The 25838-nt window shown below is 44.9% G+C and carries 26 protein-coding genes; all 26 read right to left on the reverse strand.

The features are described from left to right. Position 1: 1 nt before the first annotated feature. Complete coding sequence (locus tag OCW38_RS10475) at positions 2–733, reverse strand: protein phosphatase CheZ (protein WP_010439383.1); 732 nt, start codon at positions 731–733, stop codon at positions 2–4. A gap of 106 nt (positions 734–839) precedes the next feature. Then, the gene (cheY, locus tag OCW38_RS10480; RefSeq protein ID WP_016767062.1) at positions 840–1208 is read right to left on the reverse strand and encodes a chemotaxis response regulator CheY; all 369 of its coding nucleotides are present in this window, start codon (positions 1206–1208) and stop codon (positions 840–842) included. A 42-nt stretch (positions 1209–1250) separates the two neighbouring features. Continuing rightward, on the reverse strand, positions 1251–1985 hold the full coding sequence (locus OCW38_RS10485; protein WP_010439379.1) for an RNA polymerase sigma factor FliA: 735 nt from the start codon (positions 1983–1985) through the stop codon (positions 1251–1253). After that, positions 1978–2865: a MinD/ParA family protein gene (locus tag OCW38_RS10490; protein WP_016767061.1), complete on the reverse strand. Its 888-nt coding sequence runs from the start codon at positions 2863–2865 to the stop codon at positions 1978–1980. Before OCW38_RS10490 ends, OCW38_RS10485 begins: the two co-directional genes overlap by 8 nt. A 13-nt stretch (positions 2866–2878) precedes the next feature. After that, on the reverse strand, positions 2879–4399 hold the full coding sequence (gene flhF, locus OCW38_RS10495) for a flagellar biosynthesis protein FlhF (protein WP_010439374.1): 1521 nt from the start codon (positions 4397–4399) through the stop codon (positions 2879–2881). A 27-nt stretch (positions 4400–4426) separates the two neighbouring features. Beyond that, positions 4427–6526, reverse strand: a complete 2100-nt coding sequence (gene flhA / locus OCW38_RS10500) for a flagellar biosynthesis protein FlhA (protein WP_261893978.1) — start codon at positions 6524–6526, stop codon at positions 4427–4429. 241 nt (positions 6527–6767) lie between these two features. Then, a complete protein-coding gene (gene flhB / locus OCW38_RS10505) occupies positions 6768–7898 on the reverse strand; it encodes a flagellar biosynthesis protein FlhB (RefSeq protein ID WP_261893980.1) in 1131 nt (376 codons plus the stop codon). Between the two features lie 9 nt (positions 7899–7907). Continuing rightward, positions 7908–8690, reverse strand: a complete 783-nt coding sequence (fliR, locus tag OCW38_RS10510; protein ID WP_010439369.1) for a flagellar biosynthetic protein FliR — start codon at positions 8688–8690, stop codon at positions 7908–7910. Between the two features lie 6 nt (positions 8691–8696). Further along, complete coding sequence (gene fliQ, locus OCW38_RS10515) at positions 8697–8966, reverse strand: flagellar biosynthesis protein FliQ (RefSeq protein ID WP_004736211.1); 270 nt, start codon at positions 8964–8966, stop codon at positions 8697–8699. 11 nt (positions 8967–8977) lie between these two features. Continuing rightward, complete coding sequence (gene fliP, locus OCW38_RS10520; RefSeq protein ID WP_010439367.1) at positions 8978–9907, reverse strand: flagellar type III secretion system pore protein FliP; 930 nt, start codon at positions 9905–9907, stop codon at positions 8978–8980. Continuing rightward, positions 9894–10352: a flagellar biosynthetic protein FliO gene (gene fliO / locus OCW38_RS10525; RefSeq protein ID WP_010439365.1), complete on the reverse strand. Its 459-nt coding sequence runs from the start codon at positions 10350–10352 to the stop codon at positions 9894–9896. Before fliO ends, fliP begins: the two co-directional genes overlap by 14 nt. Further along, positions 10352–10762 carry a flagellar motor switch protein FliN gene (gene fliN / locus OCW38_RS10530; RefSeq protein WP_004739851.1) on the reverse strand — a complete coding sequence of 137 codons (411 nt, stop codon included), beginning with the start codon at positions 10760–10762 and terminating at the stop codon, positions 10352–10354. Before fliN ends, fliO begins: the two co-directional genes overlap by 1 nt. Positions 10763–10791: 29 nt before the next feature. Continuing rightward, entirely contained in the window at positions 10792–11835 is a 1044-nt protein-coding gene (fliM, locus tag OCW38_RS10535) for a flagellar motor switch protein FliM (protein ID WP_010439360.1), read from the reverse strand. Between the two features lie 7 nt (positions 11836–11842). Beyond that, positions 11843–12331, reverse strand: a complete 489-nt coding sequence (gene fliL, locus OCW38_RS10540; protein WP_010439358.1) for a flagellar basal body-associated protein FliL — start codon at positions 12329–12331, stop codon at positions 11843–11845. A 70-nt stretch (positions 12332–12401) separates the two neighbouring features. Continuing rightward, entirely contained in the window at positions 12402–14606 is a 2205-nt protein-coding gene (locus tag OCW38_RS10545) for a flagellar hook-length control protein FliK (RefSeq protein ID WP_065100454.1), read from the reverse strand. 182 nt (positions 14607–14788) lie between these two features. Next, a complete protein-coding gene (fliJ, locus tag OCW38_RS10550) occupies positions 14789–15226 on the reverse strand; it encodes a flagellar export protein FliJ (RefSeq protein WP_010439339.1) in 438 nt (145 codons plus the stop codon). Positions 15227–15245: 19 nt separating this feature from the next. Then, a complete protein-coding gene (gene fliI, locus OCW38_RS10555; RefSeq protein WP_010439337.1) occupies positions 15246–16565 on the reverse strand; it encodes a flagellar protein export ATPase FliI in 1320 nt (439 codons plus the stop codon). Beyond that, on the reverse strand, positions 16565–17365 hold the full coding sequence (fliH, locus tag OCW38_RS10560) for a flagellar assembly protein FliH (protein ID WP_016767056.1): 801 nt from the start codon (positions 17363–17365) through the stop codon (positions 16565–16567). Before fliH ends, fliI begins: the two co-directional genes overlap by 1 nt. A gap of 124 nt (positions 17366–17489) precedes the next feature. Next, a complete protein-coding gene (gene fliG, locus OCW38_RS10565) occupies positions 17490–18551 on the reverse strand; it encodes a flagellar motor switch protein FliG (protein ID WP_016767055.1) in 1062 nt (353 codons plus the stop codon). After that, on the reverse strand, positions 18544–20286 hold the full coding sequence (fliF, locus tag OCW38_RS10570) for a flagellar basal-body MS-ring/collar protein FliF (protein WP_016784728.1): 1743 nt from the start codon (positions 20284–20286) through the stop codon (positions 18544–18546). The genes fliG and fliF overlap by 8 nt, the downstream gene beginning before the upstream one ends. Positions 20287–20302: 16 nt before the next feature. Beyond that, on the reverse strand, positions 20303–20614 hold the full coding sequence (gene fliE, locus OCW38_RS10575; RefSeq protein ID WP_010439327.1) for a flagellar hook-basal body complex protein FliE: 312 nt from the start codon (positions 20612–20614) through the stop codon (positions 20303–20305). Between the two features lie 132 nt (positions 20615–20746). Next, positions 20747–22156 carry a sigma-54-dependent transcriptional regulator gene (locus OCW38_RS10580; protein WP_010439324.1) on the reverse strand — a complete coding sequence of 470 codons (1410 nt, stop codon included), beginning with the start codon at positions 22154–22156 and terminating at the stop codon, positions 20747–20749. Between the two features lie 33 nt (positions 22157–22189). Then, positions 22190–23230 (reverse strand): sensor histidine kinase, encoded by a 1041-nt coding sequence (locus tag OCW38_RS10585; protein ID WP_010439321.1) that lies wholly within the window; start codon positions 23228–23230, stop codon positions 22190–22192. 184 nt (positions 23231–23414) lie between these two features. Beyond that, on the reverse strand, positions 23415–24881 hold the full coding sequence (locus tag OCW38_RS10590; protein WP_010439319.1) for a sigma-54 dependent transcriptional regulator: 1467 nt from the start codon (positions 24879–24881) through the stop codon (positions 23415–23417). 227 nt (positions 24882–25108) lie between these two features. Then, on the reverse strand, positions 25109–25519 hold the full coding sequence (gene fliS / locus OCW38_RS10595) for a flagellar export chaperone FliS (RefSeq protein ID WP_004736194.1): 411 nt from the start codon (positions 25517–25519) through the stop codon (positions 25109–25111). Positions 25520–25531: 12 nt separating this feature from the next. Beyond that, positions 25532–25837, reverse strand: coding sequence for a flagellar protein FliT (locus tag OCW38_RS10600; protein WP_010439316.1), 306 nt, complete (start codon positions 25835–25837; stop codon positions 25532–25534). Position 25838: the final 1 nt, after the last annotated feature.

A 25838-nucleotide genomic window follows, 5' to 3' on the forward strand; every position in this document is an offset into this window, starting at 1 on the left:
TTTAAAATCCAAGACTGGATAACAAATCGTCGACTTCATCTTGAGATGCAACAGCGTCTTCGCGCTCTTCTGGGTTCATAATTGGACCCTCGGGAGCAATGGACGCTTTCTTCTCTGACTCTGGAGTTGGCTCTATCTGATTCGCACCAAATACTGTGAGAATCTCGACCAAACGTCCCTCAACCTCATTCACCAAGGTAATAACTTTGCTAATTATCTGCCCAGTTAAATCTTGGAAATCCTGAGCCATCAAGATTTCAGTCAATTGTCCACGTAGTTCAGTACTATCGCCTTCTACCTGGACAAGCAATCCATCAATGCGGTGACATAAAGCTTTAAATTGTGCCAGCTCAATGCGGCCATGCATCAGTTCATTCCATTGAGGCCTTACTTGAAGTAAACACTCGTGTAGGTTGTCTGCTATTGGCATACAGCGATCGACAGCGTCCATCGTCTTATTTGCCGCAACTTCCGTTTTATCAATGACATACTGAAGGCGATCCCTAGCGTCAGGGATTTCATCATTTGCGATGACGCTAATGCGTTCATCGAAATTAAATTGAGTCAAAGAATCATGGAGGTCGCGAGTCAGACTGCCTATTTCTTGAAGCATTGGATTGTCTTGAAGATTAAAATTATCTTCATAAATGCTTCTAACAAGAGAATCAGCACCTTGCTGCTCATTGTTCTCAAGCAGCTCTACTAATTTTTTTGCTTGTTCTAATGAAATCATCCTGAGTTCGGCCTTACTCCGCATACTTTGTGCGCTTAGGCTATCGAGATAAACAGAGGACTTTTCAGTCAGTGTTTACCTAAAAGTGCCTAAAACTTATTGATGCTTATAAGCGATCAAAAATCTTATCTAGTTTCTCTTTCAGCGTTGCAGCAGTGAAAGGCTTCACAATGTAACCATTAACACCCGCTTGCGCTGCTTCAATGATCTGCTCGCGTTTCGCTTCTGCGGTGATCATAAGCACTGGAAGGTGCTTAAGTTCTGCGTCTGCGCGAATGTGCTTAAGCAGGTCAATACCTTGCATGCCAGGCATGTTCCAGTCAGTTACCACGAAATCAAATTCGCCTTTTTTCAGCATAGGTAACGCGGTCAAGCCATCATCTGCTTCTTGAGTGTTGTTGAAACCTAGGTCACGAAGTAGGTTTTTAACAATTCGGCGCATCGTTGAAAAATCATCAACAATGAGAATTTTCATGTTTTTGTTCAAATTAGCCTCCACTGAATAAAACCAGTGTTGTTAGTCGTTCTGTGTCCAAGCACTTAACTTAGTGCGTAAACGCTGCATAGATTGGCTTAGTATTTGGCTGACGCGAGATTCGCTGACACCTAACACTTCCCCAATCTCTTTTAAATTGAGTTCTTCGTCGTAATAAAGTGAAAGCACTAGGCCTTCTCTTTCCGGAAGTTGTTTTATCGAATCGATCAAAGCTTGGCGGAAGGATTCATCAGCAACCCCTTGAAAAGGCGTATTGTCTTGAGAATCTTCATTCGGAGATATTACATCATCTGAGACGCCTAAATCTTCGATCCCAACCAGTCTTGAGCAATTTATGTCAGTTAAAGCACTATGATATTGGTCTAAACTGAGTCCCATGTGCTTTGCCACTTCGGCATCACTTGGATCACGGTTTAGCGTTCCCTCTAACTCGGCTATTGCACTACTGATTTCACGATTGTTTTTATGAACCGATCTTGGCACCCAATCTCCACGTCGAATGTCATCTAACATCGCCCCGCGAATTCGGATACCTGCGTACGTTTCAAAGCTTGCGCCTTTAGTACCATCATAGTTTTGTTGCGCCTCAATCAAGCCAATCATGCCAGCTTGAATCAAGTCATCAACCAATACATTAGGCGGTAATCGCCCCAACAAGTGATGAGCGATACGTTTAACCAACACAGAGTACTTCTCAAAAAAAGCCTGTTGGCTATTGTGATTAGCATGCTGGTCGTAAGTAAGCGCTTTATTCACCAAATGGTTCCTCTACAAATTCAGTACGATTCAGCAGTCTTTCAACAAAAAATTCCAAATGCCCACTTGGGGTTTTTGGTATTGGCCAGGTCAATGCTTTATTTGCCAGTGAGCTGATTGCTAACGCAGCAGGAGAGCGAGGATACGCATCCACTACGATTTTCTGTCTCTTGACTGATTGACGTACTTTATCATCTAAAGGAATACATGCTACGAGTTCGAGGCTCACATTCAAGAAGCGCTCTGTGACCAAAGTCAACTTTGCAAATAATTCTCGACCTTCGCGGTAGCTTCTGACCATATTTGCAACAACTTTGAATCGTTGAACTTGGTGCTCTCTACTCAACAACTTGATTAAGGCATATGCATCAGTAATCGAGGTCGGTTCATCACAAACGACTACAACCACGTCTTGTGCCGCTCTTGAGAAGCTAATGACCATATCCGAAATGCCAGCAGCTGTATCAACCAACAAGATATCCATCTCGTCTTCAAGCGAACCAAAAGCTCGAATCAACCCCGCATGTTGAGCGTGTGAAAGTTCAGTCATGCTCTGTGTACCAGATGTCGCTGGAATGATTTTAATTCCATGCGGTCCTTCAACAATCGCATCTTTAAGTTCACACTCACCGGCCAGCACATGCCCTAGGTTTCGTTTAGAACGAATTCCTAGCATGATGTCTACGTTGGCAAGCCCTAAGTCGGCATCTAAAACCATGACTTTTTTGCCTTGGCGAGCCATACAAATAGCCATACCTAGCGTCACATTAGATTTACCTACACCACCTTTACCACCCGTTACCGCAATAACTTTTGTTAATGAAGGCTTGGTTAAGCGACGGAGGCCGCTAGCTTGATCATGTATCATATTTTCATTCATATTTATCCGCCGCCTAGAGCCCTTCTGAATCGCTATTCCAGTAATGAGGTTCATTCTCTGTAGATTTTTCTAATAACTCATTCGCCTTAGCAATCATGTACTTTGGCTGAGCTATAACGATATCTTCAGGAACTCGTTGACCATTTGCTATGTAAGCAACTGGTAATGCATTTTGTATTACTACACTGATGAATTCACCTAGACTTAGGGATTCATCCAGCTTAGTCATGATGCACCCCGACAACGGGATTCTTCTAAAGTGTTCAATGGTTTCTTGTAGCACTTTGCGCTGCGCAGTTGCGGGTAACACAAGGTAACTATTGATAACGGAACCACTCTCTTGCATCAATGTGTCTAACTGCTCAGATAGGCGAACATCTCGTTGTCCCATGCCTGCAGTATCGACCAGAATTAGGCGACGATTACGTAACTGATATATTACATCGGCCAACTCACTAGAATCTTTAGCAACTCTTACAGGACAACCCATAATTCGACCATAAATCGATAACTGCTCATGTGCACCTATACGATACGTGTCGGTTGTCACTAGTGCGACGTTGTCTGCGCCATACTCCATGGCGGCACGTGCAGCTAGTTTTGCAACAGTCGTTGTTTTCCCCACGCCAGTCGGGCCTAGCAAGGCCACAATACCACCGCGTTTTAAAATATCTTTTTGTGTTACCGAGATTTGATCAGCAACCAACGCTAACAAGGCTTTCCAAGCTCGTGCTGGTTTGGTGTCTTCAGGAATGTAGCAAGCCATCTGATCAGCAAGTTCAGCCGAAACACCCATACGTTCAAGGCGCTTGATAAGCATGGCTCTAAGTGGTTCACGGCGCTCAACTTCTTGCCACATTAGCCCAGATACTTGGTGCTCTAACAAACGACGAATTGAGGTCATCTCTTCGCGCATTGTTTCCATTTCAGTATCTGAACCTTTCGATTGGACCGGATCACGACCACGATCGTAACGAGTAGGATCTAAACGAGGTGCAGGGCGCTCTACTCTTCGGTCTTCGGCAATCAATTTAGACAAACCCGTTTCACGAGCAAATGCAGAATCTATATTGCTGTTACGAGGCTGTGACTGTTGGTTGCTTTGAGAACCTTGATGACCGCCCGATTGACGATTGAGTAATGCAGACAACGAATCTTCGTTTTCTGCACGGTGTTGCGGTTCTTCGTCTGCGCCATGGCTGTATTGCTTCAGCATGTTCGCGAAACGCTTAGTCATTGAACGTCCGCCTTCAGAATTCGACTGTAGGCTAACCTTGTCATCATCTAATTGACGACGACTCGCAGGTACAGCGGGCGCTGCCATCTGCGTATATTGACTTTGCGCAGGCTGCTGAGGTTTGTTTAATCTTTGGCTCGCTGTCGACGGGCTGGATTCGCCATCAATAGCAGCAACAATTTCCACGCCACCTGCGACCTTTTTGTTAGACATGATCACCGCTTCTGAGCCAAGTTCTTCTTTAACTTGGAGCAAAGCTGTTCGCATATCTTTTGCAAAAAATCGTTTAATTTTCAATTCGATCGTCCGTTCTAATTAGGCGGCTTAATTACCAACAGCTTGTACTATGCGTATCTGCTTTTCGTCTGGTATCTCTTGGTAAGACAAAACTCTCAAGCTTGGGATCGTGTTTTTCACGAACTTAGCCAAAGTTGAACGCAATACACCAGAGGTCAGCAATACCGCTGGCTCCCCTTTCAGTTCTTGCTCTTGTGTGGCATTACTAAGAGAAGTCTGTAAACGTTCGGCTAAACCAGGTTCAATACCAGCAGATTCTCCACCGGATGCCTGCATAGTTTGATGCAAGATTTGTTCCAGCTCGGGAATTAAGGTTATAACTGGCAACTCTGGTTCTATACCATTGATTTCTTGAACAATTAGTCGTTTCAATGATATACGAACAGCCGCTGTCAAGATGTCAGGTTCTTGACTCTTACTTGAATACTCCGACAAAGTTTGGACGATGGTGCGAATGTCACGTATTGGAATAGCTTCATTCAATAGGTTCTGTAGCACTTTCACCACCACACCAAGCGGTAATTGATCCGGCACAAAACCTTCCACCAATTTAGGCGTTGTGCGGCTAAGCATTTCAAGTAGGTTCTGAACTTCTTCGTGACCAATCAGCTGCGACGCATTATTCGTTAACTGTTGACTGAGATGGGTAGCCAACACGGTTGATGAATCAACCACCGTGTAACCTAAGGCTTGCGCATGTTCACGCTGCTCTTCACGAATCCAAACCGCTTCAAGGCCAAAAGCAGGATCAATCGTCGGCTCGCCATCGATCATGCCGTAAACTTGACCCGGGTTAATCGCGAGTTCCATGTCAGGCTTAATCTCGGCTTCACCAACGGCAACTCCCATCAAGGTGATTCGGTAGCTGTTTGGTGTCAGTTCTAAGTTATCGCGAATATGAACGGCCGGGATCAAGAAACCAAAATCTTGAGACAGTTTTTTACGTACCCCTTTGACACGTTCAAGCAGTTCGCCGCCTTGATCTCTGTCTACTAGAGGAATCAAACGGTAGCCTACTTCTAAGCCAATAATATCGACAGGTTGAACGTCATCCCAAGAGAGCTCTTTCTTGAACCCCGTTTCTCCGCTTGCTTCAACGGTCGTAGGAAGATTCGGTTGTTCAGCCTTCTTTTTGTTCTTTTTATCGATGTAATAGGCAGCTGCACCTGCAATGACAGCAAGACTCAAGAATGAGAAATGCGGCATACCAGGAACGATACCCATGATGCCAAGGATACCTGCTGTGATCATCAAGGCTTTTGGATTGTCGAACATTTGGAAGACAAGCTGTTGCCCCATGTCTTCATCGGTGTTTTGGCGCGTCACCATCATCGCGGCTGCGATCGACAATAGTAGAGACGGAATTTGTGCAACCAAACCATCACCGATAGTCAGCAGCGTGTAGATCTCGATCGCTTCACCAAAACCTAAATCAAACTGAGCCATACCAATGCTCAAGCCGCCAATGATGTTGATGAATAAGATCAAAATACCAGCGATCGCATCGCCTTTAACAAACTTAGACGCACCATCCATCGAGCCATAGAAATCGGCTTCTTTGGTGACTTCAAAACGACGGGTCCGAGCCTGATCTTGGTCGATCAAACCCGCATTTAAATCGGCATCGATTGCCATCTGCTTACCCGGTAAGGCATCCAAGGTGAAACGCGCACTTACTTCCGAGATACGGCCTGCACCTTTGGTGACAACCATGAAGTTGATAATCATCAAAATCAAGAACACCACTAAACCAACCGCATAGTTACCACCGATAACCACGTTACCGAAGGCTTCAATAACGTTACCGGCAGCATCACCGCCTTCATGACCATGGAGTAATACCACACGTGTCGAAGCAACGTTCAAGGCTAAGCGGAGTAGAGTCGCAATCAGAAGTACAGTCGGAAATGCAGCGAAGTCTAAAGGCCTGCGGGTATAAACCGAAACCAATAGCACCACCATAGACAGAGCGATGTTAAAGGTGAAAAACATATCCAACAAAAAGGCTGGAATGGGCAACACCACCATAGCAAGCGTTGCAAGTACCATAACAGGTGCACCAATCGCAGGCATGGCACGGTTAGGAATTTTAGATAGCTTGTCCGCAAAAGGCAGGGAAAATTTCATAAATCTAGGCTGTTTCGCTATGTTGTAGCTATCTCACTAAGCGGACTGAGGCCTAGGTCTAAGCTATGTTGCTAAAGTTTATTATGATCAGGTTTATAATGATCGGACTTAGTATGTTCGGATTGATATAGCAAACACTGTACCAACATCTCACGTCAAATTATCGCCATCACATCAAAAAAGAGAGGTGTAGCTAAGTAACCATTATCACGGTTCATCAAGCTGAGCTCAAGCAATTGATCTAATGACGTAAATCAGGTGGGATCGGCATATTGGAATCTTGCAGCTTTGGCCTCTCGCCACCTTTTTTCCGGTACTGTTTAAGTTGAAATACATATGCAAGCACTTGTGCAACCGCAGTAAACAGACCGTCAGGAATTTGTTGTTCTAGCTCGGTGGTGTGATACAGCGCCCTAGCTAACGGCGGTGCTGGAATAATATAGATGTCATTTTCTCGAGCGATTTCACGGATCTTCATCGCCATGTGATCGACCCCTTTGGCGACCACAATTGGCGCTTTGTCTTGATTCTGCTTATAACGCAGAGCCACTGAAAAGTGTTCCGGGTTGGTCACAATCACATCTGCCTGAGGAACATCAGCCATCATACGTCGCTGAGCCGCTTCCCTCTGCAACATACGAATACGCCCTTTCACTTCAGGCTTACCTTCTGTGTCTTTAAACTCATCTTTCACTTCTTGCTTGGTCATCTTAAGTTGATCGGCATGTTGCCAAATCTGGAATGGGATATCTATCGCCACCACAATCAACAGAGAACAACTGATAAGCAGAATAAAATTAAGCAAGATATCCAAGGCGTGGAAGATATTCTGCGGATACACATCCATACTCAATTGCATTAAGTCATGTTGGGAAGCTTGGATAAGGTAGATAGCCATGCCTGATACCAGAGCGACCTTCAAAATAGATTTCAGCAGCTCAACCCAACTTTGTAGGCCAAACATACGCTTAATACCGCTTAAAGGGTTGAGCTTAGACGCCTTAGGCATTGCTGCTTGCATCGAAAAGTTAACACCACCGACACCCGCAGCACCAATAACAGCAGCAACGAACAAAGTTATTAAGATCAGGAACAGCGGAAACAATAGGTTTACTAATGCACCACCCGCTATTTCGAAGAGTTTATTGGTATCAAATATCTCGTCGCAGCTCAGAGAAAACAGGCGTTGCATCGCCTCGAACAATGCCTTCGCCATCGATTCGCCAAACCACATTAAGGAAATTGCACCGACTATCAGTACCGACGCTGACGCTAGCTCTTTTGACCTTGCAACCTGCCCTTTTTCTTTGGCCTGTTGCAAGCGTTTGGGCGTGGCGTCTTCTGTGCGTTCTTGACCGTCTGACTCTGCCATATCAGTCTCCTAACAATCTAGTCGGATTAGACGACATATCTGTTGCTCGCCTTGCATCCAGAATAACTCATAATGACTATACAAGCCGCCAAGGATGTACCAACAAAGTAACAAACCTACAAGTAGCGCAAATGCAAAACCCAAAGAAAATATGTTTAACTGAGGTGCTGCACGCGTCATTACACCAAAAGAGAGGTTAATTGTTAGCAACGCAATAATCCCCGATAAGGACATCGCCAATGCTGTTTTGAACATGATGCCAAGCCACAACGCCAGTTCTCTAAAATCAACAGCCGTCAAAGAACCACTGCCAATCGGCAAGGTCTTGAAGCTGAACACCACTAACTGCAGCATTTTTAAATGGCCATCGGTCACCAAGAAAAACATGGTCGCCAACAACATGAAAAGCTGACCAAGTACTGGCGTGTTTTGACCGTTTGCAGGGTCCACCATAGAGGCGAAACCCAAACTTGATTGCATACCCAAAATCTGACCGAGCATTACGAAAGTTTGAATCATGAATTGAGTGACAAACCCCATGGCAACACCAATCACGATTTGCTCAAAAACCGTCAAGAACCCTTGGAAAGACAGTAGTTCAATTTCTTTAGGGACAGCAGGAATCGCAGGCATAACAGCGAAGGTAATCGCCAAACCTAAATACAGGCGTATACGCGGCGACACAAAACGTGCCCCTGTCACCGTCATCACCATCAGCATGGCTGAGATACGAGTGTATGGCCAAAAATAATTGGCTAACCACTCTAGTACAAGGCTCGTTGGGTATTCCATGTTGGTCTAATACAGAACTTGCGGCAAGCGTTCTATGAGTTCAAAAAAGAACTCCATCATCATTTGAGTCATCCAGTGAGCAAACATCATCAACGCTAATAGCGTCACGATTAAACGCGGAAGGAAACTCAATGTTTGTTCGTTGATAGACGTCGCGGCTTGAAAAACAGCAACGACTAAACCGATCAGAAGGCTCGGAATAATAATGGCGCATACCATGATCAGTACCATCCAAAGCGCGTCTCGGAACAATTCTACGAATATTTCAGGATTCATTATTCCCCCAGCTACAAGGCAAAACTGCCGGCGAGTGTGGAGAGTATCAAGTTCCAGCCATCAACAAGGACAAACAACATCAACTTAAACGGCAACGATACAATCATCGGTGACAACATCATCATACCCATAGCCATCAATACCGAAGCCACCACCAAGTCGATAATCAAAAACGGTAGGAACAACATGAAGCCGATTTGGAACGCCGTTTTTAATTCCGATGTGATAAATGCTGGAATCAGAACCGCCATCGAAACATCTTCAGGATTGGTTACTTCCGCGCCGGAAATCTCAACAAAGGTTTCAAGATCTTTGATTCGAGTCTGTTTGAGCATGAAGGACTTAATCGGTTCTTGAGCAATATCAAATGCCTGTCGTGCCGATATCTGTTCATTAAGATAAGGCTGAACTGCTTGTTCGTTAACTTGATTAATCACTGGCGACATGATGAAGAAGGTCAAGAATATCGCGATACCAATAATGACTTGGTTAGACGGTGTTTGTTGTAGACCCATTGCCTGACGCAAAATAGACATCACCACCACAATACGAGTGAACGACGTCATCAAAATCACCATCGCAGGCAAGAAGCCAAGCATGGTCATTAAGGCTAGAATTTGCAAATTGACCGAGTAGTCTTCGCCGCCATTAGCATTGGTAGTCATGGTAAAGGCTGGAATACCGCCACCGTTGCCAGTTAAACTACCAGTCGTCATTGTTTGTGATGTGGCTTGGTCTTGCTCCATCGTACTGATGGTGACCGATTCTGAACCAGCCGTATTCGCAGGAATCACGGCGCCATCTTCAGCTTGCGCAAATACCGATACACTGAAAACGAGAGAGCAGAAGAGAATGATCTGAACCAGCAGCACTTTTACCGATCCGAAAGCTCCGGCTGGATAAAAGTAAGATGAGTTCAAAAGTCCGTTATTTGTTTGCATCTTTTTTAATTAGCTGGGAAAGCTGACTTGAAAATGTACTTTTTTCCAGCATCTCCTGAGTAAGAGGTTTATCGAGCTTAGAGATCAGCTGAATCGACTGAGTGGTAATGCCAACCAAAAACTGTTCATCTCCCGCTTGTACGATCGCAATCCGTTCTTTAGTCCCAACAGGGATTTGCCTAACAATGGCCAAACCTTGTTGGTTCGACATCGCAGGCACTTGCATTCGTTTCAATAACCAAGCAATAAATAAGATGAAGGCAATAACGAAAATTAGCGACCCAAAAGTGGTCGCTAAATCAAGAGAAGGAGGTGCGGCAAAAGCAATTGAAGGCGTAGACAACAGCCCTATTCCCAATATTCCACGAGACAAACGTTTTATTTCGCAAAACAAAACTGTCATTCCGTGAGAAAAGCCCGCCAGTATTTGAGACAAAAAGCTCATTAACGCAGCTTCTTAATTCGTTCTGTTTGGCTAATGACGTCAGTCAAGCGAATACCAAATTTGTCGTTTACTACAACCACTTCACCGTGAGCAATCAGAGTACCGTTGACCATCACATCTAGTGATTCACCAGCAATTCGGTCGAGCTCAACAACCGAGCCTTGGTTTAGTTGCAGTAGATTACGAATGCTGATCTGAGAGCGGCCAACTTCCATAGAAATCGTCACTGGGATATCCATGATGGTATCCAGTTTACGACGCTCATCTTCAGAAATAGGAGACGATGAATCGGTCAGCTCATCGAGTGGTGCCGCAAGCACGTCATCGACATCAATTGACGGTGCAGAAGGGTCTTCACCAAGTGCAGCAGCCCATTCGTCCGCTAACTTTTGATCTTCACTAGGTTCCATTACCAATTCCTATACTTTTATCTATTTTACTATTCGTTATCATCGCTATTTTCTAGTTCAGACATTAAGTCTTTACCTAGGAATGCGAGATCAGTTTTGACCACATGCGGTCTTTGAATTTTTTCAGAAATCTGTACGGCAAGCTTCTCGCCCGAACGACCCATCTTCACACGGTAAGTCGGCAATTCTTCGACAAACATCGTCGCGTGCTCAGGCATGTTCATGGGAATAACGTCACCTGGTCGCAATTCCATCAGATCACGCAATGAAATATCTTGCTCTAGCAAGTTCACGCGAAAGTTAACTGGCACATCCATGATTTCATCACGAAGGGCAGAACTCCAACGAACATCAGTTTCCATTTTGTCGGATTGAACACCCGCATCCAGCAGTTCACGAATCGGCTCAACCATGGAGTAAGGCATCACGACGTGGAAGTCACCACCACCACCATCAACTTCAATGTGGAATGAACTCACAACAATCACTTCTGTTGGGCTCACAATGTTCGCCATACTCGGGTTCACTTCAGAATCTAAGTACTCAAACTCAACCCCCATCACCGGAGACCATGCTTCTTTGTAATCTTCAAACACAATTTTCAGTAATAGCTGAATAATGCGTCTTTCAGTCGGCGTGAATTCACGACCTTCAATCTTGGCGTGAAATCGCCCATCGCCACCAAAAAAGTTTTCTACAAGAATAAATACAAGGCGTGCTTCCATAGTGATCAGCGCCGTACCTTTTAACGGACGGAAACGAACCATGTTCAAACTGGTGGGTACATACAATGTGTTCTGGTACTCACCAAACTTCATCATTTGTACGCCGTTGATCGACACTTCAGCCGTTTTACGCAACATATTAAACAAGCTAATCCGCATATGACGCGCAAATCGCTCGTTAATAAGTTCAAGGGTCGGCATTCGACCACGAACGATTCGATCTTGAGATGAGAAATCGAAATTGATCGCATTGTCATTTTCGGTTTCTAAGACATCTTCAACGTCTTCAACATCATCAACGCCATGCAATAGCGCATCAATTTCGTCTTGGCTTAATAAATCGGTCACAAATTACCTATTGAATTACGAAGTCAGTGAATAACACTTTTTCAATCACAGGCTGGCCAACAGCTTGAGCCAGACTTGCTTTAATATCTTCCGTAGCCTTATTACGCAGTTCCACGCGGCCTGTTGGTGAGCGTAATTGGTCTACCGTTGCCGAAGCGAATGTCGCTAGTAGTGTACTTTCTACCAAGGGGGAGTGGTAACGAGCCAAGTCTTCATTCTTGCTGCCCCGCACCATCAGCTGTGCTTTTATCTGCACTAGGCGATCTTTTTTATCACCTGTCACATTGAATAAGAAAGGCTGAGGAATATTAACATACATAACGGGTTCTGCAGCGACCACTGCACTGGCTGGCTGAGACTGAGACTCAGAGGCACTATCATCGGAGCCTAAGAAAAAGAACAGAGCACCACCTATTCCAAGCAGTAAAACGACTACCGCTATAATGATAATGAGGAGCTTACTCTTCCCTTTGGGTGCATCTTGTTCTTCGGCCATATTTTGCTCTAACTTCCTGTTCTTTCGATTAACTGACGTTTTTTATTAACTAAGTCTTCTTAGCCTGATATTAGGCATAATAACTAATTCCATCACGCTTTGATGCGACATTCAATTCAAGATTGCTGTTGCTATCAAGGTTTTCATCACCTTGGGCATCATTTGTGCGGTTAGAGCCGGATTGTTGCTCACCACTGTTGTAATTATCCTGACCCTGACCCGAACTCTGCTGCTGAACGGACGATTCAGCAAGCTGCATGCCTTGCTGAGCAAGCATCTCTCTCAAGCGAGGTAAGGTTTGTTCAATCACATCTCTCGCCTGTTGATTGCTTACCGTAAAATGCACGTTAGCTACATCATTATTCATCGTCATTCGGATTTTCATCTGACCCAACTCTGGTGGGTCGAGACGGATATCTAAGTTCTTAAGATTCTTAGACATCATCATTTGTACTTTTTCCGCAACCTGCTCGTTTGCTAACTCTTTGGTGAGCTGCAACGGGGCCTGTTGAGCGGCTTGAATTTCAGCTCTTGTTGGTGCTGAACCAACCGTTGCTGCCCCTTGCGTACCCGCCGCAGAAGCAATTTGCTGAGCAAAGGTCGAATCTTTAGAATCTTCTTTAGCCCCAGCTTTACCCAAGCCAGACAATGCAGTGGCACCTGCGCCTGCTTTAAGAAGCGCATCAGTAACACCCGCTTTTGTAGTGGCTGGCGTTGCATTCATCGCTAGGCTTTGTGCCGTTAAGCTAGGGTCTAAGGCTGCTTGTTGTGTTGAAGCTGCATTCCCTTGCTGAGAGGCCAATTGCTGAGCAGCAGCCTGTTGAGCTGCATGCGCATTGTTGGCATTTAGCATTGCCGCTTTATCCGCAAAGGCATTCGTTGCAGATTGAGAAGTCGCCTGCGCTGATACTTGTTGTGAAGCATTCGCTACTGCCGCTGTTGCTGTTGATGCTGCCGCAGCTAAAGCTTTAGTTTCAGCCGAATCCGTCTTGTCCCAATCAATAGCGGCGGGTTCACCGGGAGTGCTGTTCACGTTCGGAGCTTGGCTTAGTAAAGCCGTAGCTTGCTGTTGAACATTGGTTAGTTGTTGATTCAATACTTCTAAGTTAGAGGTTGCTTGAGCCAGCGCAGCTTGCTCATCGACCGTCAACTTAGCGCCGTTTTGTTGCTTTCTCTCCAAACCATCGACAACAGACTGTTCTGATTCGATTTGTCCATTCAATTGATTTAGCGCTTTGGTATGGGCATCAACCTGCTTTGCCAGTTCCATATCCGCTGCTGAGAATTCTTGGCTCTGACCTGCATTAACCGCACTGACCACATTCTTTTGGCTAAGCTCTCGGCTCATACTTACTTCAATTTGTTCTGGGGTAACGCCTTTATCCATCAACTGGCGAATTTCATCATCGGTCAGTTGAGAAACACCTTTACCACCAGTAAGTACTGCGATCTCAGAATCGACTTCTAAGCCGTTATTTGAGTTTACTGTGTTGGATTGTTTTTTCGATGATTCTGTCACTTCGGCAATAGAACTGCCCGCAACGAAAGTACTCGATACATTGCCTTGATCTTGGTCTGCATTCACTTGTAGATTAGTTTGTTGATTGACTTGCTGAGGCAAGCCTTTGCCGTTTGCAGGCTGATTCAATGTTTTGTTTGCCTTATCCAATTGACCAAGCAATTTGTTGCCTTCATTCATCGCATCACTGGCTTGCGAAGCACCTTGAGCCTGCAACTCTGCAGTTTTATCTTTGGCTTTATTGCCAGTTGAATCAACCTCAAGTTGATTTCCTTTGGATGGAACCTGCTCTGTAGAACGAGTATCACCTGTCGGTTTCAACGAGTTCTTGTCTTTTGATTGTGGCTCTAATTCAGATGTTTGTTCAGCGCCTACTTTCTTTGTCGCCATTTCTTCAACTGACGACTTATCAGAGCCAGTTGTTACTGAAGCTTGTTTTGCTTGGGCTTCGCTAGAAGCATCTGCGCTCTTAGGTTCAGCTGAATCACCTTGAGCTTCCCCCACCGAGTCACTGTTAGCCTTGTCCTCAGGTACCCCTCCTTCAGCAGAGGTTTGTTTTTCTGTAGATTTTGAGGCGCTTTCCGCGTCTTTCACTGCCGCTTTACTGTCACTTTCTTCAAAGCCAAGCGCTTCTTTAAACGACTTCAAAAAACCTTTTGAGTCGCCGGTTTCATCTACCTTTGAAGAGGCAGAGCCGGAGTCCAACAACGATGATGTTTTGTTGGTAGCTGAATTTGAGGAAAGACTAACGTTCATATATACGAGCTCTATCTACTAGCTTTGCTGTCATAAATTAGACAACAAAAAGAAAGTCGGGTGCTTTTAATGCCTTTGCTGGGCATAACGCGCAATTTTATATAAAACCGAGCAAGAAACATGCCTATTAGTTCTGTTCTCACAATCTGAACGGTAACACCTGCGTCATTCAGGGCTTAGGATCACATCTTCTTTCGGCCATACATCAGCGTCGAGAACTCATCCATTTGCTTTTGTTCTCTTTGATCTTGCAGCTTTACCTTCTCTTTCTGTTTTTTCTCCATCAACCACTCGTAGGATTTACGCTTTTTACGTAGCTCCAGCCAGTAGTTTTGGCAGTTGTCGACTTGGTTTTTAAAATGGTGCTCCGCTTCTCTTTGCTTGGAAAGCGTTTCGTCAAGCTGAGTCAAGAAGCGATTTAAGTGGCCATACTGGCTCGCAGTTAAGCCAGCTTTACCACGATCGACAAGTTGCTGACAGTAATCAAGCCTGTACTTTTCGATCTGTGCAACCTGATCGTAGTAACCTTGAAGCTCCGAGTTCGCTTTGTTGAGCGCTAATACGGCTTGGTTCTCTTGATCTTTGGCTTGATCGAGTAGAAATTCTAATGCGTTATCCATGAATAACCCTTTTCACCCGCTAACCACCTAATACATGTTTCAACATATTGACACACATGTCGTATGGTACGGTTTCTTTCATCTTCTGCTGCAAGTATTCATCCAACCTTGGCTTCAAGGTAAAGGCACTATCAATAGCTGGATCGGTACCCGGCTTGTAGGCGCCAATCGATACCAAATCTTGGTTTTTACGACAAATAGACAACACTTGTCTGACTGCTTTCGACATCAAAACATGTTCTTCAGTAGTGATTTGAGGCATAACACGACTGACCGATTTCTCTACATCAATCGCAGGATAATGGCCCGCATCGGCCATCTCTCGGGACAACACAATGTGACCATCCAAAATCGCTCGCGATGCATCAGCAATCGGATCTTGCAAATCATCGCCTTCGGTTAACACGGTAAAGAAAGCAGTGATAGAGCCTTGCTCATCATTACCATTACCCGCCCTTTCCACCAGCGCAGGAAGCTTGGCAAATACAGATGGCGGATAACCTTTGGTTGCTGGCGGTTCACCCACAGACAAAGCAATTTCACGTTGTGCTTGAGCAAAACGAGTCAATGAGTCCATAAGTAACAGTACATCTAAGCCTTGGTCACGGAAATATTCCGCTACAGCCAGTGCAGTTTGGCAACCTTTCAATCGCATCAGTGGCGATGAATCCGCAGGAGCAGCGACCACCACAGATCGTTTGCGTCCATCTTCGCCAAGAATCTCTTCAATAAATTCTTTAACTTCTCGTCCACGCTCACCGATTAGACCTACCACCACCACTTGCGCGGTTGTGCCTCGAGTCATCATCCCGAGCGTGACCGACTTACCGACACCGGAACCAGCAAACAGACCAATACGCTGACCTTTTCCTACCGTAAGCAAACCGTTTATGGCCTTCAAGCCGACATCGAGCGGTTCAGAGATAGGTTTTCGAGCTAAAGGGTTGATTGGCTCAGCGTTAAATGAAGCGCGTTGTTCGGTATAAATTGGACCTAACCCATCAAGTGGGTTACCCACCCCGTCGATCACTCGGCCAAGTAATTCCATTCCGACAGGAATGCCACTTTCAGTGGTTACGGGGGTCACACGAGCGCCAGGTAATATCCCAGTGATTTGTTCACTCGGCATCAAAAATAAGTTATCTCCAGAAAAGCCAACCACTTCAGCTTCCATCTGACCAGACATCGTTTCGACTAGGCACAAACTACCGATTGGGGCTTTACAGCCAGTCGCTTCCAGCGTTAGACCCACAACACGTACCAGTTTTCCAGATGCAATCGGTCGCGACTTCAGGCCTTCAACTTTGTATTGGCTAAGACGGTTCGCTAACTCTAGCATTACTCATGCCCTTGATGACGATTTACACCGCAGAAGCTTTGAATCACGTTCTTCACACGTTCTTCCATGCGGTAGTTAACACTCGACTCACCTGCTTCGATTTGAACATCACCACGGTTAAGTGCAGGCTCCGCTACTAACGTCCAATTACGGCAATCCAATTCTGTCTCACCATAAGCAGAGCGAATAATCGCGACGTCTTCAGGGTTAAGCTTCAAGGTGATCGCATGACCCGAGATTGGTAGTGATTCTACTGATTCTTTCACGGTATCTAATATGATTTGTGGGTTGGTTTGTACTTCAACATGAACCACTTCTTTAACCATAATAAGCACCATGTCCACCAGTTGCTTCTCTACTTGAGCGTTCATTAACTCTAATGGTTGAGCAAATTGGTTCGCGAGTCCCATAAAGATGGCTACTTGCTGCTGAATGTATTCCTGACCGGCAGTGACACCTTCGAGTTTACCGGCTTCGTTGCCTTCTTCGTGTCCTGCGGCAAATCCTTCTTCTTTACCCTTTTCGTAACCTTGCTTAAAACCAGCCTCTTGTCCTTGATGAAGCCCTTCTTGATAAGCACCTTGCTTGATCAATTCAATTTGCTCTTCAGTCAGAACCAGTTCTTCATCTTCAATGGCTTCTTCGACCGTCGGCATCCAACCAGGGTCATAGTTAAAGGCGGTTTCTTTGGCTTGTTTATTCACATCAGAGGTGTAGTCAGGCAATCCCCATTTTTGAGGTTGGGCTACCGTATTATCTTCTTCGGGGCGAAGGAAGCCGCGTTTTCTATCACCTGACATATCAGTACCTATCTATGTGTGAGTCAAACTACTTCATAAATTCAAGCAGTTAAACTGAGTTAATCTGTAGTGTGAGATTGGATAAAGAAAAGCCCCAACAGTGTGGGGCTTTGAGATTACTGTATTAAAGGAACTCGTCGGCGCCACCAGACAACATAATTTCGCCACTGTCTGCCATTTTCCTCGCAATACCCAATATCTCTTTCTGAGCCGCTTCCACCTCAGAGACTTTCACCGGCGGCATCGCCTCAATATCGTCTCTCATCATATCAGCAGCACGTTTCGACATGTTCTTGAAGATCTTCTCACGCAGACCATCATCGGCACCTTTAAGTGCTTTTTGTAGAATGTCTTGTGGAACATCACGCAGCAATCGCTGAACACCTTGGTCATCGACTTCAATAAGGTTTTCAAAGACAAACATAAGATCTTGAATCTGTGTTGCCATGTCTTCGTCTTGATCGCGGATTTGATCCATCAAGACACCTTCTACGTTGTTGTCCATGTAGTTCATGATCTCTGCCGCCGCTTTCAGGCCACCAATTTTGGCTGCTTGAGCACCTGCTTGACCCGCAAACTGTTTCTCCATGATTTCGTTCAGTTCAGCAAGTGCCGAAGGTTGGACTTCTTCAAGGTTCGCAATACGCATCATCAAATCCAAGCGCACACGTTCAGGGAACTGCGACAAAATCTCGGCTGACTGGTCAGCTTCCAAGTAGGACAATACGATCGTTTGAATCTGTGGGTGCTCGTTAATGATGATACTTGCCACCTGACGAGGATCCATCCACTTAAGAGAATCCAAGCCTTTAGAACCAGTACCCAGAAGAATCTGGTCAACAAGGTTATTTGCCTTATCTTCACCCAGAGCGGCAACCAACGCATTACGCATGAAGTCTTCGCTACCCATACCAATATTGGTGTACTTTTGAATATCATCCAAGAAAGCACGGTGCACAGCACCTACTTTTTCTTGCGACAAATCGGCAGCACGAGCCATCGCACTACCCACACGTTGAACCTGTTTCGGCTCTAAGTGACGAATAATGCCTGCTGCATCTTCTTCGTTTAAACTCAACAACAAGATCGCAGCGCGTTCATCACCCGAGATTGAGGCGATATCCACACTCGCGACATCAAGCACTTCACCGCCTTCTGCTTGTTGTGGAACAATTTCGTTAGCCATCTGCCATCCAATTCTTAACTACTTGAGCTGCTAGCTCTGGTTCATTCGCTACAAGTGCACGTACTGCTTTCAGCACGTCCTCGTCTTTGTGAAGGTTAGGTAAGTCAATGCTTGAACCAAATTCAAACAGCTCTCCACCTTCGATATCACCACCAATTAAGCTGGTTTCGCCATCGGCGCCAATTGGCATACCGTCAGGGCCGTACATTTGATCATCGTTATCAGCCGCAGGGTTAAGCAGTTTCTTCATAGCAGGGCGAACAAGTACTAGAACAACCACAATAATAACTAACGCACTCGCAAACCAACGGACCCAATCATTAAAGTTTGGATGCTCCCAAATAGGTACGTCAGCCACCACATCAGTGACTTGAGGCGCAAACTGCATGCTCAGTACGTTTAACAAATCGCCACGGGTTTCATCAAAACCAACAGTACCAATCAGCACCTGACGAATCGCATTGATTTCACTTGCTGGGATGGGTGTGTGAACCACTTCACCTGTATCTGGATTCAGTGATTGACGGTCTTTAATCGCAACCGAAACTGTCTGACGATTAACCGTGCCACTCTGTTTACGTTCATGGCTGATGGTTGTATCTAACTCAAAATTTCGGGTCGCTTCTTTGTGAACTGAACCTTGGCCCGTCATTGAACCGTCTTTCATCTGGGCAACATCTTGAGGGATAGAAGCATCTGCTGGTGGCTGATTACTCAAAGCACCAGGAATACCAGCGACAGTATTACCGTTGTTGTAGTCTTCTAATGTATATTCACTTCGAGTTGCTGGTGTATTCGGGTCAAAACGTTTTCTGGTTTGTTCCACAGCGCTAAAGTCGAGCTGAATATCAACCTGAGCGGTATAGTTACCAAACCCAAGAATAGGTATCAGGATAGAGTCAATTTTTTCGCGCAGCGCTTGCTCTTGGTTACGCTCTAACTCATGTTCCTTACGACGTGCTGCAGACATTGGGTCTTGAGAGCCTGAGCTCAACAATCGACCGTGCTGATCAGTCACCGTGATACGTGAGGTTTTCATTCCAGGAACAGCACTCGCCACCATATCCACAACAGAATCCACTTCTTGCTGCTTAAGGTTATTTCCAGTTTTAAGTGTAAGGAATACTGACGCAGAGGCTTCTTGATTGTGACGCACAAAAACACTTTGCTTTGGTAGTGCTAATAAAACCTGAGCTTTACGCACCTGTTTCATCTGTTCAATGGCTTTCGCTAGCTGTCTCTCACGGCTTAACTTAAGGCGTTCTTGTTCTAAACGTTGTGATACACCAAAACCCATGTCTTGCATGAGGATGTCATCACCTGCGTTTCGCTCTTGGTTCAACCCAGCTCGTACCATATTAAGCTTCAGTGAGTTGTACTCACTCGCTGGTACTGAGATAGTATTACCTTCAAGAGAATACTCGATCTTTTGCAGATCTAAGTAATCCAGAACGGGGATCAATTCTTCAGTTTCGTAAGCGCCTAAAGGACGCATTTCTGGCTCTTTTACCCAGAAAAACAGCATTACAATGAGCGCTACACAAATCGAGATAGAAAGAACCAAGACCACTTGACGAAGTAAATCGAGGTCACCCACAGCCATATCGAACTTTGATGAACTGCGTTCACCTAGATCAGGATTCTGCCCTTCTCCATCAAGATCAGAACTCGCCATGAGGGCGTGGTCGTTGCTATCGCTTACTGTTAAATCTGTTGTTTGACTATTATCTGCCACTATTTAACTACCCAACTTATACCGGCATATTCATCAGCTCTTTGTACGATTCGACCAACTTATTTCTAATTTGGATCGTCGCCTCAAAAGCCACACTAGATTTATTACGAGCAATCATCACGTCAGATAGAGACACGCTTTGGTCTCCACTATCAAAACGAGCTTGAAGATCACCTGAGGTCTTTTGTAATGAGTTCACATTATTGATGGCTTGCGTCAACATGTTGCCAAAATCTGCACCAACCGCTTGCCCTGTTGCTGCAGGACGCGCGCTAGCAGCTTCAACCATCATTGCCTGCATTTCGCCTTGTAAACCATCTATTCTCATCTACTACCTCAGGAGTCAAAATTATGACTATCTATTTCGCTGTATTATTGACTGAGCAATTAGCGTGCCACACATTATTTTGACTAGACATCGTACTACAACAGTCAGAAAGCTGGCACTACTAATCTATGCTCAGTTTGGGATATCTATTCCAGCATCGCGCATTTTTGCTAACTTATAACGCAATGTGCGTGGACTAATGCCCAACTTTTCAGCCATGTCTTTACGGCGGCCATTACATGCAATCAATGTTTCAAGAATAATCGCATACTCTTGATCTCTAAGCTCATTACCTAACCCTTCGCTGCTGGCAGCCAGTTTATTGATTGGACTCGCTTCAGCTATCGGCTTAATTTCTGGCGCTGCAACATCATTACCTTCCACAATTTGCTGCAGTCCACTTGCATCTTGCCAATCAACACCTTCAAGCAAGATATGCTCACCAGAAATATTGTCTTGCTCGCTCAAGATTAAGGCTCGCTGGATGACATTATCTAACTCACGAACATTACCCGGCCACGGATAATTGACGAGTTTGTTGATGGCTAGATCCGAAACCGCAGGTACAGGCATACCAAGTTTGGTGCAATGACGCTCAACCAAGTGCTTAGCTAATGGCTCAATATCACCTTTACGCTCACAAAGTGGCGGCCAAGAAATTGGGAACACGTTCAGTCGGTAGTATAAATCTTCACGGAAATTCCCTTCAGAAACATACTGTTTCAGATCTCGGTTACTGGTAGCCAGAACACGCACATCTAACTTGACGCTTTTACGGCTGCCTAAACGTTCCACTTCGCGCTCTTGCAATACACGTAAAAGCTTGGCTTGTAGGCTAAGATCCATTTCACTGATCTCATCCAATAGAATCGTCCCGCCTTGTGCTTGCTCAAATTTACCTGGACAGGCCTGAATAGCGCCAGTAAATGCACCTTTTTCATAACCGAACAGTGTCGCTTCCAACATGTTATCTGGAATCGCGGCACAGTTAATCGCAACAAATGGGCCATCTTTACGACTAGAAGCGTTGTGAATGTAGCGAGACATAACTTCTTTACCCGATCCGCTTGGCCCTAAGATCATGACATTGGCATCGGTTTTTGCGACTTTATCAGCCAACATCATTAATTTGATACTTTTTTCATCGGCCACAATAGCGTCGCCATTATCATCCGACTTAACGGGCGCGTAACGGCTCACCATGTTCAACAATACTTCAGGGGCAAAGGGCTTTGCCATGTAATCAATAGCACCTTCTTTCATTGCCGCCACAGCATCTTCGATGTTGGCATAGGCTGTCATTAACAGTACGGGTAAATTTGGCCAATGCTGCTTGATGTTTCTTAGCAGTGCCAAACCACCCATGCCTGCCATTTGAACGTCAGACACGACAATATCAACGGAGTTAGATTTCAATTTGACCAGAGCATCTTCCGCACAATCCGCTTCCAGCCATTCATAGCCAGCAAGCGCGAGTGTATCAACAAGGGCTTCACGTAGACCTTCATCATCTTCGACGATTAACACTTTGCTTTGAGCCATAGGATTCTCCAGTGTAAATTCAATTAAAACGTATTAGCCTTCGGTTGAAGCGCTTCTTTCGAGCGGTAAGCACATAGTAAAGCATGCGCCATCACCTTCTTCTGATATCAATTCCAATCGGCCTTCATGTGCACGACATACCATTTGTACAACCGCTAAGCCTAAACCTGTACCTTGTGAACGAGTGGTAAAGAATGGTTCCATAATTTTACCTTGAAGCTCTTTCGGTACACCGGGGCCACTGTCTTGTACTGATATCTTAAGTTCACCGTTTACCGGCCTAAAAAAAACATCGATCTGCGATTCTTTACCCGCAATTTGAACCGCGTTCAGAACCAGGTTACTTAGCGCTGAAGCAATAGCGTTGGCATTACCAAACATTTTAGTCTCTTCGCCTTCTACTTCTTGGCAGTAATCAATCTGGTTGGTTTTGAGTGCCGCCTCCACCATCGGGTGAAACTCTGTGATCAATTCAGCCACAGTAAATGGCTTAACCACTTTATTATCACCGCCTTTAGCAAACAACAACATGTCATTCACTTGTTTTTCTAAGTCGTGCAATCTATCCATAAGCTTAGATTGAAAACGTGTCTTTGTTGCTGGTGGTAAGTTTGGTGCGGCAAGGTTTGATGCGTATAACATTGCACTCGAAAGTGGTGTCCGAACCTGATGAGCAAGTGAAGCGACCATTCTTCCTAATGATGACAAGCGCTGAAGGTCACTAACGCGAGATTGTAATAGACGAGTCTCGGTCAGGTCGGTAATCAATATCAGTTGACCTGTCGTAGAAGCCGAAATTGCCAGTCGAACTTTTCGACCATTCTTCAATGAGATCTCGTGACCGTCATCGTCCTTTGGCTCGAAAGCACTTTGAATCACCGAAAACCACTTCTCACCAACCAGTTCAACACCAAGGATACGGTGCGCTTCTGGGTTGGCCTCTCTCACTTCACCATGCGTATCTAACAAGATAACACCAGCAGGCATCACATCGAGCACTTGTTTATAGCGCTCTACTTGTTGCTCTACAGAATCGAGGTGTGATTGATTTTCTGGTTCGTTAGATAGTTGCATGTCAAAAATTTGCCTCAAATACTAAAACAGCCTGACACGCACAACACGAGTCAGGCTATTTGCTATATTTATCACATAGTTAAGCAAGCAACAACTCGACTATGCCCTTTCTATTCGCACAATCAAAACTGTTCTTTTAGTAAAAAGAGTCTTAGTTTTGTGTTGCTGAACATTAATCTGTGCTCTAGCGCTGTAGATTATACTTACGCATTTTTTCAACCAAAGTCGTTCTACGCATTCCAAGCATATCAGCCGCACGAGCAACGATACCGCCCTGCGCCTCCAACGCTTGATTAATCATGTTCACTTCCATATCAGCGAGCAGCTCTTTCAAGTTAACCCCTTCTGGCGGTAACTCTTGAGGTGCATTTGCATTGTCGGCAAGTTCATCTTGCTGATCAAAGCTGAAGTCTTCTGAGAACAAGTCGGCTAATGCATCACGCTCCTGCTCTTCTTCAGACACAAAGCTATTAAACTCTGGTTGGAATTCAGGAATATCGCTGTATCGATATTTGGTTGGCAGGTGATTCACATCAACCAAGCTATTTGGATAAAGAATTAGCATTCGTTCAACTAAGTTCGCTAGCTCACGAACGTTACCTGGCCAATAGTGTTCCATTAAAGAATTGATGGCGCGAGGCGTAAAACAGATAGGCATACTACCTTCTGCTTCCATTCTGGTCATCAGCTCTTGAAGTAACAGAGGGATATCTTCTTTGCGATCTTGAAGAGCCGGCATTTCAATTGGGAATACGTTCAAACGATAATAAAGATCTTCACGGAAAGAGTCGGCATCGATCATATCCTCAAGATTACGGTGCGTTGCCGCAATCACTCGAACATCCGCTTGAATGGTATTGTTACCGCCTACACGCTCAAAGCATCGCTCTTGTAACACGCGTAGTAGCTTAACTTGCATCGCCATTGGCATATCGCCAATTTCATCAAGAAATAGTGTGCCACCTTCAGCCAGTTCGAAACGGCCTTTACGTGCGGTAATTGCACCAGTAAACGCCCCTTTCTCGTGACCAAACAGTTCACTTTCGAGCAACTCTGCTGGAATCGCGCCACAATTCACTGGCACAAATGGCCCAGTACGACGCTTAGAATGATAGTGAATATTACGTGCTACGACTTCTTTACCCGTACCCGATTCACCAAGAATCAGCACGTTAGCTTCCGTAGCAGAGACTTGCTCAATTAAGTGACGAACTTCTTGAATGCTAGCGCTTTGCCCAACTAGGCTGCGAAACAGTGTGTTCTTCCGCGCAGAAGACACAACTTGAACGCCTTTACGGCCTAAGAAGTCTTTGCAGTGTCTTAATGCATCACTCAATTGAGGATAATTAAGAGGAAGTTCAAGTTCACCGACAAAGTTAGTAAGCTCGTCTACTGGGTGATTGTTTTTGCCAATCACAAGCAGTGGGATGTGATTCGCATGAACAAGCTTTTCATTCAGTAATGCGTTGAAGCCTTTACCTTTAATTGAGCCGATAATGCAGCCTGCCCACTGAAGTGACCAGTCTACTTTGCGTGCTTGTTCAGAGCTGATAACTTCGCAGCTCTCTCCTACAAACTCTAATATTGTGCTTAAATTGTGACGATCTTGAGCGTTATCGTCGACGACAAGCAGTTTTGCCAAACCTTGCATAAGTAGGAATTATTGCCTTTATTTTGGTGCGATGCGGAAAAACGGTGAGCGACGTAATCAATAAAACAGAGAAACACATCAATGATTATGTTTACGTGGACAAATTTAGGAAATCAGCAACGAAAAAAGCCATTAGGCTATCTAATGGCTTCTATTTTATTTGATTAAAAAAATAAGGCAACCAACCAATTGAAGGATATGAAATTGGTTAGAACTGCAGTTTTTCTTTAAATACCTACGTCAGCAGAGGTCAAGTTGTGATATTCGTTCGGAATTTGGTCCCAAGCGCTCTTAATTTCGCGGATAATATCGATAACATCATCAATAGGCTGTGGGTCATTTTTGTGATTTGCCGCAGAAATTTGCGTGATCATGAACTCATAAAGTTGATCTAGATTTTTTGCAATGTCGCCACCGTCGTCCATAGATAGGCAACTGCGTAGGCTAATGATGATATCTAGAGCCTTACCAAGTCGCTCCCCTTTCACCGGGATGTTGCCCGCTTGCATTGCCGCTTTGCCTTGAATCAAGCGCTCGATAGCGCCCGCCATTAACATTTGCACAATTTTATGCGGTGAAGCAGCCGTTAGCTGACTATCCACTGATACCTTTTTATATGCCTGTAAAGAACCGCGCATAGTAAACCTCTTCTATAAAAACTTTTTGTATTGCTGAACTGATTTAGCACCGTGACGATATTTGTGCAGGGTCTTGCCTACTCTACTCGTCTCAGACTGCATCAATTCGACTAATTTTCTGGTTCTGGTAATGGCTTCAAACCATTCAGAGCTTTGCTTAACGTCGGGGTGTGAGTCGATGAATTGAAGCACGTTTTGCAATAACTGTTCTCTGTTATCGACAAGCTGCGTTATTTCTTCAGCGTTAATTTCGCTAAACTCGAGTTTAGAGATAATTAGTTGATCCAGTTCACAAAGCTCTTGAAGCTGATTGTTCATC

This window comes from Vibrio cyclitrophicus (genome assembly GCF_024347435.1).
In the GTDB taxonomy this organism is placed as follows: Bacteria; Pseudomonadota; Gammaproteobacteria; order Enterobacterales; family Vibrionaceae; genus Vibrio; species Vibrio cyclitrophicus.